Genomic DNA, 14,602 nt, shown 5'->3' with positions numbered 1-14,602 from the left:
AGTAAGCCATGCCTATACGACAGTTAAAACCGACCTCTCCGGGTCGCCGCTTTATGGCGGTATCGACCTTTGAGGAGATTACGCGCGAGGAACCCGAGAAGTCGCTGCTCGCGCCGTTGAAGAAGAGCGGTGGACGCAACAATCAGGGAAGGATCACCACACGCTTCAGAGGGGGCGGCAACAAGCGACGCTACCGGATTATCGATTTCAAGCGCGACAAAATCGGCGTGCCGGGCAAGGTGGTCAGCATCGAATACGACCCCAACCGGTCGGCGCGCATCGCTTTGATACAATATGTCGATGGCGAGAAGCGGTACATCCTCTGCCCGGATGGGCTGAAGGTAGGCGACCAGGTGCTCAGCGGTGAGAACGCCGACATCAAGCCGGGCAACGCCCTGCCGTTGCGTGCGATTCCGCTGGGCACAGTGATACACAATATCGAGCTCGTGCCGGGCAAGGGTGGACAGCTGGTGCGCAGTGCGGGCACGGCGGCGCAGCTGGTCGCCAAAGAGGGCAAGTATGCGCAAATACGTCTGCCCTCCGGTGAGGTGCGCATGGTGCACCTCGAGTGCAAGGCGACCATTGGTCAGGTCGGGCACGCCGAGCATGAGAACGAATCGCTAGGTAAGGCTGGTAAGAGCCGTTATCTGGGCAGACGCCCGCATGTGCGAGGCTCGGCGATGACACCGCGCGACCACCCGCACGGCGGTGGCGAAGGCAAAGCGCCGATCGGTCGGCGTGGTGGACCGGTCACGCCCTGGGGTAAGCCGACCCTGGGCAAGAAGACCCGCCGTCGCAAGCCGTCGGATAAGTTCATCGTACGGCGGCGCAAGTAATCTGAAGATGGCGACTGGAGGAGCGTTGGTATGTCACGTTCGATTAAGAAGGGACCGTATGTCGACCCGAAGCTGATGAAGAAAATCCAGGCGCTCAACGCCACCGGCGAGAAGCGGATTATCAAAACCTGGTCGCGTCGGTCCACAATCCTGCCAGCGATGGTAGGACACACCATCGCGGTGCATGATGGCAGAAAGCACGTGCCGGTGTTCATCACAGAGAACATGATCGGGCATAAGCTGGGTGAGTTCGCCCCGACGCGCACCTTCCGGGGGCATCCGGGGCACCATACCGACCGCACAACACGCAAGAAGTGAGGCATAAAGATGGCACACGCAATAGCAAAGTACGTGCGTGTATCGCCGCGTAAAGCGCGGTTGCTGATAGAGGCGATACGGGGGCAGTATGTACCGGAAGCGATTGCGTTTCTGCGCTTTTCGCCCCAGCGTGCTGCCCGCCCCATCCTGAAGGTGGTTCAATCGGCGGCAGCGAACGCGGTGTTCCTGGCGGAGCGCGATGGCGGAACCGTCGACGAGGACGCTCTGAAAATAGTGCACGCCGTCGTCGACGAGGGTCCCCGTTTGAAGCGTTATCGCCCGCGTGCGATGGGACGCGCCTATCCTATCATCAAGCCGACCTGCCACATCCGGGTGGAGGTGCAGGAGGTACCGCGCCCACAGCCCGCAGGGCGACGAGCACGACGTGGTAGCGGAACTGCGCCCACAGCACCGACGAGCGAAAGTTAGCGTGAGAGAACCGGAGGAGGTTCAGTTTGGGACAGAAGATTCATCCAATCGGTTTTCGCGTGGGTATTATCCGCGACTGGGACAGTCGCTGGTACTCGGCGAAGGACTACGCGAAGTGGGTACACGAAGACTACAAGATACGTCGCTTCTTAAAGAAGGATCTGCCCAAGCGTCGTCCTGACCTGGCGTCGGCAGCGATTTCGCGCGTGGATATCGAGCGCGCAGCCAATCGGGTAGAGGTCACTATCTTTTCGGCGCGTCCGGGTATCCTTATCGGTCGGCAGGGGAGAGGACTGGAGGAGATACGCCAGGCTCTGGTGCACCTGCTGGACCCGACCTACCGCTGGCGTGCGGCACGTGAGAAGGAAGCCCGTCCCAACGTGGACGTGCATGTGCACGTGCAGGAGGTGAACGAGCCCGATAAGGACGCGCAGCTGGTGGCAGAGAACATCGCGCAGCAGATCTCGCGCCGTGTGTCCTACAAGCGCGCCATGCGTCAGGCTATCCTGCGCACGATGCGTGCAGGAGCACTGGGTATCAAAGTGCGCGTGGCTGGGCGACTGGCCGGCGCGGAGATGGCGCGCTCCGAAGTGGACAAGATGGGCAAGATTCCGTTGCAAACGATACGTGCTGATGTGGACTATGGATTTGCAGAAGCACCCACGACCTACGGCAACATCGGCGTGAAGGTGTGGATTTACCGGGGCGATATCCTGCCCGGACAGAAGGTAGAGGAGGAAAGCCGGGAGGTGACGCCGATCGTCCCGCAAGAGGGCGAGCGTCCCGCCGGGCGCCGTCGCCGGGGTCGCCGGGGAGGAAGGAGGCAACGCGGCAATGCTGATGCCGAAACGAGTTAAGTATCGCCGGCAGCATCGCGGGCGGCGCAAAGGCAAGGCGTCCGGCGCGACCAGGCTGGATTTCGGCGAGTACGGGCTGCAGGCGCTGGAATCCTGCTGGTTGACCAGCAACCAGATTGAAGCGGCTCGTATCGCAATGACCCGCCACGTGCGCCGTGGTGGAAAAATCTGGATTCGGGTCTTTCCCGATAAGCCCTACACCAAGAAACCCGCTGAGACCCGCATGGGAAGCGGCAAGGGTGCGCCGGCGGGATGGGTAGCAGTGGTCAAACCGGGACGCATTCTGTTCGAGATGGCTGGCGTGCCCGAAGAACTGGCACGCGAAGCGATGCGACTGGCGTCGCACAAACTACCAATTGCTACCAAATTCGTCACAAGACGAGATTTCGAGGGAGAATATGAAACCGTTGAAACCGGAGGAACTCCGCAAGCTGAGCCTGCCGGAGCTGCAACAGAGGTTGCAGCAGGAGATGGAGAGGCTGTTCCAGCTCCGACAGAACAAGGCGATGCGGAAGTTGAGTGATACGGCAAGCATCCGCATCACGCGGCATAACATCGCGCGCCTGCACACCATTATCACCGAAAAGCAGCGCGCGCAGAAGAGCGCGTAATGGATGGGGGGAACATCAATGGCGGAAAATGAGGTAGTCACGCGTGGGCGACGCAAGGTGCGCGTTGGAACGGTGGTGAGCGACCGCATGGATAAAACGGTAGTGGTGGCAGTAGAGCGTATGATGCGCCACCCCCTGTACGGCAAAACGGTCAAGCGCACCAAGAAGTTCCACGCACACGATGAAAACAACGAGTGCCGGGTGGGCGATGTGGTGGAGATTATGGAGACGCGACCCCTGAGCAGGACCAAGCGATGGCGCGTTGCCCGCGTGATCCAGAAAGCACAATAGGGGAGGTATCAGGCAATGATTCAGATATACACCCGGCTAAAGGCTGCCGACAACTCTGGCGCGCGTGAGCTGATGTGTATCCGTGTACTGAAAGGCTCCAACACGCGCTATGCCCGTGTGGGGGATGTCATCGTGGCTGTGGTCAAGTCGGCAACGCCCGGAATGCCGGTGAAGAAGAGTGACATCGTGAAAGCGGTGGTCGTTCGCACCAAGCAGCCGATCCGCCGTCCCGACGGCTCGACGCTGCGCTTCGACGAGAACGCCGCCGTAGTGGTTACCAATAGCCTGGAGCCTCGCGGCACACGTATCTTTGGACCGGTCGCCCGCGAGCTGCGCGAGCGCAACTTCATGCGCATCATCTCGCTGGCACCGGAAGTGCTGTAGGAGAGGAGCACCCATGAGCACTGCAACTGCCAGGAAAAAACAGAGCGGGCGAGCGGTGCGCCCGCTGAAGATACGCAAAAACGACACGGTAGAGGTCATTGTGGGCAAGGACCGGGGCAAGCGGGGCAAGGTGATCCGTACCATCCCGCGCGAAAACCGCGTGGTGGTGGATGGGATAAACCTGGTGACACGCCACCAGAAGGCACGCCCCACCACCAGCCGCGCTACCCCGCAAACGCAGACGGGGCGCGTGGTGAAACCGGCCCCTTTGCACGTGTCGAAAGTGATGCTGGTGTGCCCGCGCTGTAACCAGCGAACGCGCATCGCCATCTCGTTCACCACGGACGGCAAGCGGGTTCGCACGTGTAAGAAGTGCAAGGAGTACATCGACTCGGTGTAGATAGTATCCGCCGCATCAGGCGGTTATGGAGTGGTGTGAAGCGATGAGCGAAACGACGCAAACCCGGTATGTACCGAGGCTCAAAGAAAAATACTATCAGGAAGTGGTTCCCCAGCTGATGCAACAGTTCGGGTATAAGTCCATCATGCAGGTGCCACGCCTGGTGAAAGTCGTCATCAACATGGGCGTGGGACAGGGCGAGCAAGACCCGAAGCAGCTGGATGGGGCGGTGCGCGACCTGGCGGCAATCTCCGGTCAAAAACCGGTGATTACCCGTGCGCGCAAATCGATCTCGAACTTCCGCATCCGGCAGGGGCACCGCATCGGCGCGAAGGTCACCCTGCGCGGCGACCGTATGTACGACTTTCTGGATAAACTGATGAACATCGTGCTGCCGCGCGTGCGTGACTTTCAGGGAGTGTCGCCCAACTCTTTCGATGGGCGCGGAAACTTCTCGATGGGAATGCGCGAGCAGCTGGTGTTCCCCGAAATCGTATACGATCAGGTTGACCGCATTCGGGGAATGGACATCTGCATCGTGACCACTGCGCGCACCGACGAAGAGGCACGCGCATTGTTGACAGCTCTGGGCATGCCCTTCCGACAGCGATAAACACCGTCATCGGGCGTGACCGGAGAATTTACGACAGGAGGGCGTTTCGGTGAAACAGGTGGGCATTAAGGCGATACGCAACGTGGCGTTCGTGGGACACGGAGGCTCGGGGAAAACCAGCCTGACGGAGGCGTTGCTGTTCATTACCGGCGGTATCGACCGCATGGGCAAAGTGGAAGATGGCAATACCGTCTCGGACTTTGACGCCGATGAGGTCAAGCGCAAAATTAGCATCAACGCCTCTGTGGTGCCGGTCGAGTGGAAAGAGCACAAGATTAACATTATCGACGCCCCCGGCTATCTGGACTTTATCGGTGATATGGTGGGTGCGCTGCACGTCGCGGACGCGGCGGTGCTTGTTACCCCGGCGCAGAATGCCCCGGAGGTGGGCTTTGATATCGCCTTGGAGTATATCGAGAAACGGGGCATTGCGCGAGCCGTGTTCATCAGCAAGATGGACCGCGAGAACGCCGACTTCGAGGCGCGCTTGAAGGAGCTGCGTGAGCGGTTCGGCTCTCGCGTGGTGCCGGTGATTGTACCGATTGGCGCGGAAGCAGCGTATGAAGGTGTGGTGAACCTGATTTCCATGCGCGCAGTGCGTGGTACAGGGGCAAAGGCAACCGAGGACGACGTGCCAGCATCCATGCAGGAGCAGGTGAACCGCTATCACGAATGGCTGGAAGAATCTGCCGCCGAGGGCGATGATGAACTCACGCTGAAGTACCTGGAGGGCGAACCCCTGACCAGCGAGGAGATACAGCGCGGGCTGAAGGCAGGCATCGCCAGTGGGAAATTAATTCCTGTGGTGTGCGGCTCGGCAAGTAATCTCAACGGATTGACCGCCTTCCTGGATTTCATCATTGGCGAGTTCCCCTCGCCAGCGGACATCCCGCCGGTGAAGGGCATTAACCCGCAGACAGGTCAGGAGGAGACGCGCAGACCGGAAGACAGCGAGCCGCTGGCGGCGTTTGTGTTCAAGACCATGGCAGACCCATACGTGGGCAAACTGACCTACTTCCGCGTGATGTCGGGAGTGCTGCGTTCAGATAGCCATGTGTGGAACGCCAATAAAGAACGCGAAGAGCGCGTTGGGCAGATTTTCTTCTTGCGCGGCAAACAGCAGGAGCCGACGCCCGCGGTACATGCAGGTGACATCGGCGCCATTGCCAAGCTGCAGGAAACCAGCACCGGTGACACTCTCACCGACAGGGCGAAGCCCATCCTACTGCCGGGTATCGAGTTCCCCAGCCCGGTGTACAGTATCGCCATCCGCGCCAAGAGCAAGGCGGATGAAGATCGTCTGGGACCTGCCCTCAGCCGGTTGGCGGAAGAAGACCCCACCTTCCGGTTCTATCGCGACCCGGAAACGGGGCAGACGGTGATTTCGGGCATGGGCGAATCGCATCTGGACGTGGTCATCGAGCGAATGAAGCGCAAGTTCGGCACGGAGGTAACCACCGAGGAGCTGCGCATCCCGTATCGCGAGACCATCCGCAGCAAGGCGCAGGCGCAGGGCAAACATAAGAAGCAGACCGGTGGTCGTGGGCAGTACGGCGATTGCTGGATCGAGATAGAGCCGTATCCCGATGGCGAGTTCCTGTTTGAGGACCGCATCGTGGGCGGCGTCATCCCGAAGCAGTATATCCCTGCAGTGGAAAAGGGCGTGCGCGACGCCATGCGCCGCGGCGTGCTGGCTGGCTATCCTGTGGTAAACGTCAAGTGTGCGGTGTACGACGGTTCGTACCACACGGTGGACTCCTCGGACCAGGCGTTCCAGATAGCGGGCAGCCTGGCGTTCCAGAACGCCGCTGCGAAGGCGAACATGGTGTTGCTGGAGCCGATACTGAAGGTGGAAATCATCGTGCCCGAGGACTTTCTGGGCGACGTGATTAGCGACCTGAACGGCAAGCGCGGGCGCGTGATGGGCACAGAAAGCGCGGGCACCGGCAGACAAAAGATTACCGCGCTGGTGCCGCAGGCAGAGATGGTGCGTTACGCCATTGACCTGCGCTCCATCACGCGAGGACGCGGGCGGTTCTCGACGGAGTTCTCGCATTACGACGAAGTACCAGCGCACATTGCCCAGCAGATTATCGAGCGCGCCAGGAAAGAGCGCGCCGAGGCGGAGAAATAGGCAACTGCCTGAAGCCGCAACCTTCACGTTGCGCGAGGAGTTATCAGGAGGGAGTAACCTGTGGCGAAAGAGTGCTTAAAAGTCAAAGCGCGGCGTCCGCAGAAGTTTAAGGTGCGCGAGTACCACCGGTGCAACATCTGCGGTCGCCCTCGCGGGTATATTCGTAAGTTCGGTCTGTGCCGGATTTGCTTCCGCGAGATGGCGCATCGCGGGCTGTTGCCCGGCGTCAAAAAATCATCGTGGTAAGGTGGATGGATACCTTCGCCGTGCCTGACAGGCGCGCAGCGAACCGTCCATCACAGAAACAGAGGAGGAAAAAAGATGCCTGTCACCGACCCGATTGCGGATATGTTAACCCGTATCCGCAATGCGAACATGGCGCTCCACGAGACGGTGGAGCTGGATGCTTCTAAGCTGAAAGTGGAAATCTGCCGGATACTCAAGGAAGAAGGCTACATCAAGGACTATGAGGTTATCGAGGCAACGCCTCAGAACCGGTTACGCATCACCTTGAAGTACGGTGCGAAGCAGGGCAAGACCCGCGAGCGCGCAATCACGAACCTGCGCCGGGTGAGCAAACCCGGGTTGCGCGTGTACCGCAAGGCAAAAGACCTGAAGCCCGTCTATTTCGGCTTCGGAACTGCTATTGTCAGCACTTCGCGCGGTGTGATGACCGACAAGCAGGCTCGCCGGCTGGGTCTGGGCGGCGAGGTGCTGGCGGAAGTGTGGTAAAATAGAGTTCGCACCGGGAAAAGGAGTGTGGTAGCATGTCACGTATAGGCAAAAAACCGATACCCATACCGCCGGGTGTGGACGTACAGTGGGAGCCGGGCACAATCACGGTATCCGGTCCGCTGGGTACGCTGACCAAGAAAATACCGGCTGAGATGATGGTGAAGCGCGAGGATGGGTTCCTGCTGGTGGAGCGTCCCAGCGACGAGCGAAACCATCGCGCACTGCATGGCTTGACTCGCACGCTCATTGCGAACATGGTGGAGGGCGTCTCCAAAGGTTATGAGCGCGTGTTGGAAGTGGTGGGCGTCGGCTACCGTGCGCAGGTGGAGGGCGGCAGGCTGTCGCTCAGCGTGGGATACGCTCAGCCAAAGGTGCTGGAACCCCTGCCGGGCATCAAATTCGAGGTAGGACAGGACGTCAACACCCGTATGCCCCTAATCACCGTCAAGGGCATCGATAAAGAGGTCGTGGGTCAGCAGGCGGCGCTGATTCGGCGCGTGCGTCCACCAGAGCCTTACAAAGGTATGGGCATTAGATATCGAGGTGAACAGACACGGCGTAAAGCCGGTAAGAGTGGCAAATCTGGCGGTAAAGGCGGCGGTAAAGGGAAGGGGAAGTAAGTCATGATAGAACATAAGAACGTTGCTCCCCGTCAGAGGGGAAGGTTGCTGCGACATGCGCGAGTGCGCAAGAAGATCCGAGGGACTGCTGAGCGACCGCGCCTGACGGTGTTCCGTAGTCTGAAGTACATCTATGCGCAGGTGATAGACGACGAGAAAGGGCATACTATCGCCGCTGCCTCGTCGCTGGAGCCTGTTCTGCGCAACTCGCTACCCAGGACAGACAACGTTGAAGCCGCCAGGGCCGTTGGTCGGCTGATTGCCGAACGCGCTATCGATGCTGGAGTGCGACACGTGGTGTTCGACCGCGGCGGCTACAAGTATCACGGTCGCGTCAAAGCGCTGGCGGATGCGGCACGAGAAGGGGGACTGGAGTTCTGAGATGGCACGAATAGACCCGGAGACACTCAATTTGCAGGAGCGCGTTATCCGTACGAACCGCGTGCAGAAGACGCACAAGGGCGGTCGTACGATGAGCTGGAACGCGCTGGTAGTGGTTGGCGACGGGGAAGGACACGTGGGCGCAGGGCTGGGAAAAGCCCGTGCCATTCCCGATGCCATTCGCAAGGGCGTGGAAGACGCCAAGAAACGGCTGATTGAGGTACCGATTGTGGGCACCTCGATCCCGCATGAGGTGGTCACCTCGTTTGGGGCGTCGACGGTGATTTTGAAGCCTGCCTCGCCCGGTACCGGTGTGGTAGCAGGCACCTCGATGCGCGCTATTCTGGAAGCCGCCGGCGTCAAAGACGTGCTGGGCAAGTGCCTGGGCTCCCGAAACCCCATCAACGTGGCATGGGCTACCATCAAGGCGTTGCAGATGCTCAAGCGCGTGGAGCAAGTGGCAGAGATGCGCGGTAAACAGCCGGCGCAAGTAGTGCCATGGATGCGAAAATACCTGGAAGGCAAGGAGGAGGGAACGACCGATGGCTCTTAAGATTACCCTCGTCCGTAGCCCCATTGGCTATAGCAAGAGACAGAAGCGTACTGTGGAGGCGCTGGGCTTGCGCCGCCTTCAGCAGAGCGTGCTGAAGCCCGATAACCCGGCTATCCGGGGCATGGTGCGCAAGATAAGTCATCTGGTAACTGTCGAAGAGGTGGCTGACAACGCGGTCACAGAGGAGGCAGCAAATGTTTCTGCATGAACTGAAACCCAATCCCGGCGCTACCCATCGCCGCAAGCGAGTGGGACGAGGCATCGGGTCGGGGCATGGCAAGACCGCCGGTCGCGGCACGAAAGGACAGAAGGCACGCGATCAGGTGCCGCTGACCTTTGAGGGTGGACAGACGCCATTGCACCGCCGCCTGCCCCGCCTGAAGGGGTTCAAGAACCCTACCCACAAGGAGTACACGATTATCAACGTGGCTCTGCTGGAGGAGCGCTTCGAGGCGGGTGATGTAATTACCCCTGAGTTGCTGCTGGAGCGCCGGATTATCAAAAAGCTGGAAAAAGACGGCTTAAAGGTGCTTGGTGAGGGCGAACTGACCAAAGCGCTCACCGTGCGTGCCCATAAATTCAGCAAATCTGCCGAGCAGAAGATTACCGCTGCAGGAGGCAGTGTGGAGGCGATTTAGCCATGCTTGAAACGCTGGTAGCCGCATGGAAGTTACCCGACCTGCGCAAACGTATCCTGTTTGTGTTCGGGGCGTTCGCCGTGTACACCGTGGGGTTGCATATTCCCGTTCCCGGCATCGACCACGCCGCGATGGAACGCCTGTTTGCGCAGGGGGGGGTATTTGGATTGGTGGACGTGTTCTCCGGCGGTGCGCTGCGTAAATTCACCATCTTCGCGATGGGCATCGTGCCGTACATCAACGCCTCCATCATCATGCAGCTGCTGGTAGCCGCATTGCCACAACTGAAGGAGCTGCAAAAGGAGGGGGAGACCGGGCGCAAGGAAATCGCCAAGTACACCCGCTACCTGACGGTGGCTCTGGCGTTCCTGCAATCGCTGGGAATCAGCATCACGCTGGTGCGCTCGCAGATCCTCACCGCCAACTGGTGGCAGCTCATCGTGACGGCAGTGGTGCTCACCGCCGGTACCATGTTCCTGCTGTGGCTGGGTGAACAGATTACCGACAAGGGCGTGGGCAACGGCGTCTCGCTCATCATCTTCGCGAGCATCACCGCCAGCCTGCCCTGGCAAATATCCAAAGTGTGGGAATCTACTTCGCTGCAGCAGGCGTGGATCAGCCTGATTCTGCTGGCGGTGGTGTTCCTTGCGACCATCGTGGGTATCGTGTACGTCACTCAGGCTCAGCGGAAGATACCCATTCAGCACGCGAGGCGCATCGTGGGAATGCGGCAGGTCGGCGGGCACAGCTCGTTCCTGCCGTTGAAAATCGCGATGGCGGGCGTCATCCCGATCATCTTCGCTATCTCACTGATGCTGCTTCCGATGACTATCGCCACCGCTATCCCGGGCGAAACGGGGTGGGTCTATTATCTGAAACGGGCAGCGCAGTGGCTGGCACCGGGAGACAACGCCTTCGCTCTGCTGATGTACGGTATCGTCATCGTGATTTTCACCTACTTCTACACCGCGGTGCAGTTCGACGTCAACGACATCGCAGACAACCTGAAGAAGTACGGTAGCTACATCCCAGGCATCCGCCCCGGCAAGCCGACGGCGGACTATCTGGATAAAGTGGTGTCGCGCATTACCTTTGCGGGCGCGCTGTTCCTGGCGACGGTAGCGTGCATCCAGTATATCGCGCCGACCATCACGGGAGTAGACATCGGTACCTTCTCGCTGGTGGGAGGCACATCTCTGCTCATCGTGGTTGGGGTCGCACTGGATACGATGCAGAGCATCGAAGCGCAAATGCTGATGCGTAACTACGAAGGCTTCCTGCGGGAGTAGAGGCGGGGAACCCTTACTGCCCCTGGAATGACAGGGGCGGTTTTGTGTGGTCATGCTGGGCATCCGCGAAGCATCTGCTGGTAACGGCAGCATCAGACAACGTTACGGATAGGAGCGGAAGCAACCGATGATATGGATATTTTTGGGTGCGCCTGGTGCGGGCAAGGGCACACAGGCGGAGCGTCTTCAACAGGATTTCGGTTTCGTGCAGATTAGCACGGGTGAGCTGCTGCGGGAAGCGATGAGAGCGGGCACTGAGTTAGGCAAAACCGTGCAGGGCTACGTCACGCGCGGTGAGCTGGTGCCGGATGAGGTGGTCGCTTCGGTGCTCCGGGAGCGGCTGGTGCGGGGTGACACCGGCACGGGGGTGATACTGGACGGTTTTCCACGCACCGTGCATCAGGCAGAGATCCTGGAGCAAATGCTGGCTGAACACTGCTGGCAGTTGTGCGGGGTGTTGTACCTGGACGCTTCGGAAGAAGTGGTGCAACAGCGTTTGGGCGGCAGGCGAAACTGCCCGCAGTGTGGAGCCAACTATCACGTGGTCACCATGCCGCCCAAGGTGGAGGGACGTTGCGACCGTTGTGGGGCGCAGCTAGTGGTGCGTCCTGATGACACGCCAGAGGCTATCCGCAAGAGGCTGGAAGTCTACCATCGACAGACGGAGCCGCTGGTGCTTTTTTACAGTCAGCGTGGTTTACTGGAGCCTATCGATGCCAGCGGCGAGGTAGATGAGGTATACCGGGCGGTGAAAGAGTCGGTCTCGCGTCGCTGGCAGCGATGTCTGGAAAACGCATGATCATTATCAAGAGCCCAGCAGAGATAGAGAAGATACGTGTTGCAGGCAGAGTACTGGCCAGAATCCTGCGTACACTCGGTGAGTCGATAACGCCCGGCGTTACCACGACGGCGGACCTCGATGCGCTAGCGGCTATTCTGGTGAAAGAGGCTGGTGGACGCGCCGCGTTCAAAGGTTATATGGGCTATCCCGCCCATATTTGCACTTCGGTGAACCATCAGGTGGTGCATGGATTGCCGTCGAATCGGGTGCTGATGCCGGGAGATATACTGAGCATCGATATGGGTGTGGAACTGGATGGTTATTACGCCGATGCCGCTGTTACCGTACCGATTGGCGAGATTGCGCCAGAGGCACAGCGGCTGCTGGATGTCACCCGCCAGGCGCTGTACGTAGGGATTGACCAGGCGCAGGTGGGGAAGCGCATCGGCGATATCGCCTCCGCCATTCAGAGGTTTGTGGAGAAGCAGGGTTACTCGGTGGTGCGCGAACTGGTGGGGCATGGGGTGGGCAAAAAGATACACGAAGACCCACCGGTACCGAACTACGGAAAGCCGGGTACCGGACCGTTGCTTCGTGAAGGCATGACGCTGGCGATTGAGCCGATGGTGAACCAGGGTAAGCCGCAGGTGGTGTGTCTGTCCGACAAATGGACAATAGTGACAGAGGATGGCAAACTCTCTGCTCACTTTGAGCATACAGTAGCCATTACTCGTAAGGGTCCCCTGATCCTTACAGTAGAGTAAGAACACACCCGTTGCGCGGGTGGGGATAGAGGCTATGGCTAAGAAACAGGAGCCTGTCGAGAAGGAGAAAGGGCTTCAAGTAGAAGGCACAGTGGTGGAGACCCTTCCGAACGCGATGTTTCGCGTGCAGATTCAGGAAGGTCACATTGTGCTGGCGCACGTTTCCGGGAAGATGCGGATGCACTTCATCAAAATCTTGCCCGGGGACCGTGTGCTGGTGGAACTGTCGCCCTATGACCTGACTCGCGGGCGGATTATCTATCGCTACAAATAGCGCGTGGTCGCCCGGTAACACGGAGGGGGAGCACTTGCCGAAAGGGGGAGACTTTCGGTATAATAGGTATTTGCGTGTCCGTTTGGGCTTTGGATTCGGGCTGAAAAGGGGTTCAGACCATGAAGGTTAGAGCATCAGTGAAGAAAATCTGCAACGATTGCAAAATCATAAGGCGCAGAGGTGTGGTTCGGGTCATCTGCAAAAAGAACCCGAAACACAAGCAGCGTCAGGGTTAAGGAGGCAGTACGTTGGCACGCATTGCTGGTGTAGACTTGCCACGAGATAAGAAGATCGAGTATGCCCTGCCGTATATCTACGGCATCGGGCTGTCGAGCGCGCGTAAGATACTGGCACAGTGCGGGATTGACCCGTCGACGCGCGTGCGCCAGCTCACGGAAGGCGAAATCAGCCGTCTGCGCGAGGTGATCGACCGCGAGTATCGCGTAGAGGGCGAACTGCGTCGTGAGGTGCAGCAGAACATTCGTCGTCTTATCGAGATAGGCTGCTATCGTGGTTTGAGACACCGCCGTGGACTGCCGGTGCGAGGTCAGCGCACACGAACCAATGCGCGCACCCGCAAAGGTCCGCGCCGCACCGTGGGTACCAAACGGAAGAAGAAGTAATAGAGGAGGCATCACGAGATGGCGAGAAAAGCCGTTACCACGCGACAAAAGGTAAAACCGAAGAAGAACATTGTTCACGGTGTTGCGCATATCCAGTCCACCTTTAATAACACGATAGTGGCGATTACCGATGTCAATGGCAACGTCATTGCCTGGTCAAGCGCAGGCGTAGTGGGTTTCAAAGGCGCGCGCAAGGGCACTCCTTTCGCGGCACAAATGGCGGCGGAGGACTGTGCCCGTAAGGCAATGGAACACGGTGTGCGCAAGGTAGATGTGGAAGTCAAGGGTCCGGGACCCGGACGTGAAACCGCTATCCGTGCCCTGCAGGCGGTAGGGCTGGACATTCTCTCCATCAAGGACGTGACACCGGTACCTCATAATGGCTGTCGTCCGCCCAAGCGACGCCGGGTGTAAAGGAGCAGGAGGAGTTTCATTCGATGGGTATTGCATCACCGAAGTGTCGTTTGTGTCGCCGCGAGGGCGTCAAGCTGTTTCTCAAGGGCGAGCGGTGCTACACCAAGAAATGCGCGATCGAGCGTGAAAGCCGTCGCAAGCCGCCCGGACAGCATGGCGCCATGGCAGTGAGCAAGAAACTGACCGACTATGGAAAACAGTTGCGGGAGAAACAGAAGCTGCGGCGCATTTATCGCATGGAGGAACGCCCGTTCCGCACGTACGTGGATGAGGCAATCCGACGTCCGGGCGTGGCGGGAGAAAACCTGCTGCAGCTGCTGGAAATGCGGCTGGACAACGTGGTCTACCGGCTGGGATTGGCGGTTTCTCGCGACCAGGCGCGGCAGCTGGTCTCTCATGGCTTCTTCACGGTGAACGGGCGAAAGGTGAATATTCCCTCATACCAACTGCGTCCTGGTGACGAAGTGTCCGTAGCGCAGGGTAAGCGCGACTCCGAACCGATACGCAGTAACCTCGCGAAGCGGGGAGCACATATCCCCGAGTGGTTGACCTTCGACACCACAACGCTGACGGGACGGGTGGTGGCACGTCCGACCCGTGAGCAGATTGATACCGATGTCGAAGAGCAGATGGTTATCGAATTCTACTCGCGATAAC

Annotated in this window: 26 protein-coding genes; all 26 read left to right on the top strand. The window is 59.3% G+C overall.

Annotated elements, in window-relative coordinates; translation table 11 throughout:
• The first annotated feature begins 8 nt into the window (after positions 1-8).
• A complete protein-coding gene (rplB, locus tag K6U75_04060; protein ID MCL6474214.1) occupies positions 9-836 on the top strand; it encodes a 50S ribosomal protein L2 in 828 nt (275 codons plus the stop codon).
• 30 nt (positions 837-866) lie between these two features.
• Positions 867-1,154, top strand: a complete 288-nt coding sequence (rpsS, locus tag K6U75_04055; GenBank protein MCL6474213.1) for a 30S ribosomal protein S19 — start codon at positions 867-869, stop codon at positions 1,152-1,154.
• Between the two features lie 9 nt (positions 1,155-1,163).
• The gene (gene rplV, locus K6U75_04050) at positions 1,164-1,583 is read left to right on the top strand and encodes a 50S ribosomal protein L22 (protein ID MCL6474212.1); all 420 of its coding nucleotides are present in this window, start codon (positions 1,164-1,166) and stop codon (positions 1,581-1,583) included.
• 26 nt (positions 1,584-1,609) lie between these two features.
• The gene (gene rpsC / locus K6U75_04045; protein MCL6474211.1) at positions 1,610-2,440 is read left to right on the top strand and encodes a 30S ribosomal protein S3; all 831 of its coding nucleotides are present in this window, start codon (positions 1,610-1,612) and stop codon (positions 2,438-2,440) included.
• Positions 2,418-2,963, top strand: coding sequence for a 50S ribosomal protein L16 (rplP, locus tag K6U75_04040; protein ID MCL6474210.1), 546 nt, complete (start codon positions 2,418-2,420; stop codon positions 2,961-2,963). The genes rpsC and rplP overlap by 23 nt, the downstream gene beginning before the upstream one ends.
• A complete protein-coding gene (gene rpmC / locus K6U75_04035; protein ID MCL6474209.1) occupies positions 2,899-3,051 on the top strand; it encodes a 50S ribosomal protein L29 in 153 nt (50 codons plus the stop codon). Before rplP ends, rpmC begins: the two co-directional genes overlap by 65 nt.
• Before the next feature lie 18 nt (positions 3,052-3,069).
• The gene (gene rpsQ, locus K6U75_04030) at positions 3,070-3,342 is read left to right on the top strand and encodes a 30S ribosomal protein S17 (protein MCL6474208.1); all 273 of its coding nucleotides are present in this window, start codon (positions 3,070-3,072) and stop codon (positions 3,340-3,342) included.
• 15 nt (positions 3,343-3,357) lie between these two features.
• The gene (gene rplN / locus K6U75_04025; protein MCL6474207.1) at positions 3,358-3,726 is read left to right on the top strand and encodes a 50S ribosomal protein L14; all 369 of its coding nucleotides are present in this window, start codon (positions 3,358-3,360) and stop codon (positions 3,724-3,726) included.
• A gap of 64 nt (positions 3,727-3,790) precedes the next feature.
• Positions 3,791-4,126 (top strand): 50S ribosomal protein L24, encoded by a 336-nt coding sequence (gene rplX / locus K6U75_04020; GenBank protein ID MCL6474206.1) that lies wholly within the window; start codon positions 3,791-3,793, stop codon positions 4,124-4,126.
• Between the two features lie 43 nt (positions 4,127-4,169).
• Entirely contained in the window at positions 4,170-4,739 is a 570-nt protein-coding gene (gene rplE, locus K6U75_04015; protein ID MCL6474205.1) for a 50S ribosomal protein L5, read from the top strand.
• Positions 4,740-4,788: 49 nt separating this feature from the next.
• On the top strand, positions 4,789-6,873 hold the full coding sequence (gene fusA / locus K6U75_04010) for an elongation factor G (protein ID MCL6474204.1): 2,085 nt from the start codon (positions 4,789-4,791) through the stop codon (positions 6,871-6,873).
• Between the two features lie 60 nt (positions 6,874-6,933).
• Complete coding sequence (locus tag K6U75_04005; protein MCL6474203.1) at positions 6,934-7,119, top strand: type Z 30S ribosomal protein S14; 186 nt, start codon at positions 6,934-6,936, stop codon at positions 7,117-7,119.
• Positions 7,120-7,194: 75 nt separating this feature from the next.
• Positions 7,195-7,605 carry a 30S ribosomal protein S8 gene (rpsH, locus tag K6U75_04000; protein MCL6474202.1) on the top strand — a complete coding sequence of 137 codons (411 nt, stop codon included), beginning with the start codon at positions 7,195-7,197 and terminating at the stop codon, positions 7,603-7,605.
• A gap of 35 nt (positions 7,606-7,640) precedes the next feature.
• A complete protein-coding gene (gene rplF, locus K6U75_03995; GenBank protein MCL6474201.1) occupies positions 7,641-8,228 on the top strand; it encodes a 50S ribosomal protein L6 in 588 nt (195 codons plus the stop codon).
• 3 nt (positions 8,229-8,231) lie between these two features.
• Positions 8,232-8,609 (top strand): 50S ribosomal protein L18, encoded by a 378-nt coding sequence (gene rplR / locus K6U75_03990; GenBank protein MCL6474200.1) that lies wholly within the window; start codon positions 8,232-8,234, stop codon positions 8,607-8,609.
• A gap of 1 nt (position 8,610) precedes the next feature.
• Positions 8,611-9,162, top strand: coding sequence for a 30S ribosomal protein S5 (gene rpsE, locus K6U75_03985; protein MCL6474199.1), 552 nt, complete (start codon positions 8,611-8,613; stop codon positions 9,160-9,162).
• Positions 9,152-9,370 carry a 50S ribosomal protein L30 gene (gene rpmD / locus K6U75_03980; GenBank protein ID MCL6474198.1) on the top strand — a complete coding sequence of 73 codons (219 nt, stop codon included), beginning with the start codon at positions 9,152-9,154 and terminating at the stop codon, positions 9,368-9,370. The genes rpsE and rpmD overlap by 11 nt, the downstream gene beginning before the upstream one ends.
• Positions 9,357-9,800: a 50S ribosomal protein L15 gene (gene rplO, locus K6U75_03975; protein MCL6474197.1), complete on the top strand. Its 444-nt coding sequence runs from the start codon at positions 9,357-9,359 to the stop codon at positions 9,798-9,800. The genes rpmD and rplO overlap by 14 nt, the downstream gene beginning before the upstream one ends.
• Positions 9,801-9,802: 2 nt before the next feature.
• Complete coding sequence (gene secY, locus K6U75_03970; GenBank protein ID MCL6474196.1) at positions 9,803-11,089, top strand: preprotein translocase subunit SecY; 1,287 nt, start codon at positions 9,803-9,805, stop codon at positions 11,087-11,089.
• A 127-nt stretch (positions 11,090-11,216) separates the two neighbouring features.
• A complete protein-coding gene (locus K6U75_03965) occupies positions 11,217-11,888 on the top strand; it encodes an adenylate kinase (GenBank protein ID MCL6474195.1) in 672 nt (223 codons plus the stop codon).
• Positions 11,885-12,634 carry a type I methionyl aminopeptidase gene (gene map, locus K6U75_03960; GenBank protein ID MCL6474194.1) on the top strand — a complete coding sequence of 250 codons (750 nt, stop codon included), beginning with the start codon at positions 11,885-11,887 and terminating at the stop codon, positions 12,632-12,634. Before K6U75_03965 ends, map begins: the two co-directional genes overlap by 4 nt.
• Before the next feature lie 34 nt (positions 12,635-12,668).
• Positions 12,669-12,908, top strand: a complete 240-nt coding sequence (gene infA / locus K6U75_03955; protein MCL6474193.1) for a translation initiation factor IF-1 — start codon at positions 12,669-12,671, stop codon at positions 12,906-12,908.
• A 119-nt stretch (positions 12,909-13,027) separates the two neighbouring features.
• Positions 13,028-13,144, top strand: a complete 117-nt coding sequence (rpmJ, locus tag K6U75_03950; GenBank protein ID MCL6474192.1) for a 50S ribosomal protein L36 — start codon at positions 13,028-13,030, stop codon at positions 13,142-13,144.
• Positions 13,145-13,156: 12 nt separating this feature from the next.
• The gene (gene rpsM / locus K6U75_03945) at positions 13,157-13,531 is read left to right on the top strand and encodes a 30S ribosomal protein S13 (GenBank protein ID MCL6474191.1); all 375 of its coding nucleotides are present in this window, start codon (positions 13,157-13,159) and stop codon (positions 13,529-13,531) included.
• Between the two features lie 18 nt (positions 13,532-13,549).
• On the top strand, positions 13,550-13,945 hold the full coding sequence (rpsK, locus tag K6U75_03940) for a 30S ribosomal protein S11 (GenBank protein ID MCL6474190.1): 396 nt from the start codon (positions 13,550-13,552) through the stop codon (positions 13,943-13,945).
• A 23-nt stretch (positions 13,946-13,968) separates the two neighbouring features.
• A complete protein-coding gene (gene rpsD / locus K6U75_03935) occupies positions 13,969-14,601 on the top strand; it encodes a 30S ribosomal protein S4 (GenBank protein ID MCL6474189.1) in 633 nt (210 codons plus the stop codon).
• Position 14,602 lies beyond the last annotated feature (1 nt).

The organism is Bacillota bacterium, assembly GCA_023511455.1.
Taxonomy (GTDB): domain Bacteria; phylum Armatimonadota; class HRBIN16; order HRBIN16; family HRBIN16; genus HRBIN16.
Note: the sequence above shows the minus strand (reverse complement) of the source record. Positions and strands in the feature narration are given on the sequence as shown.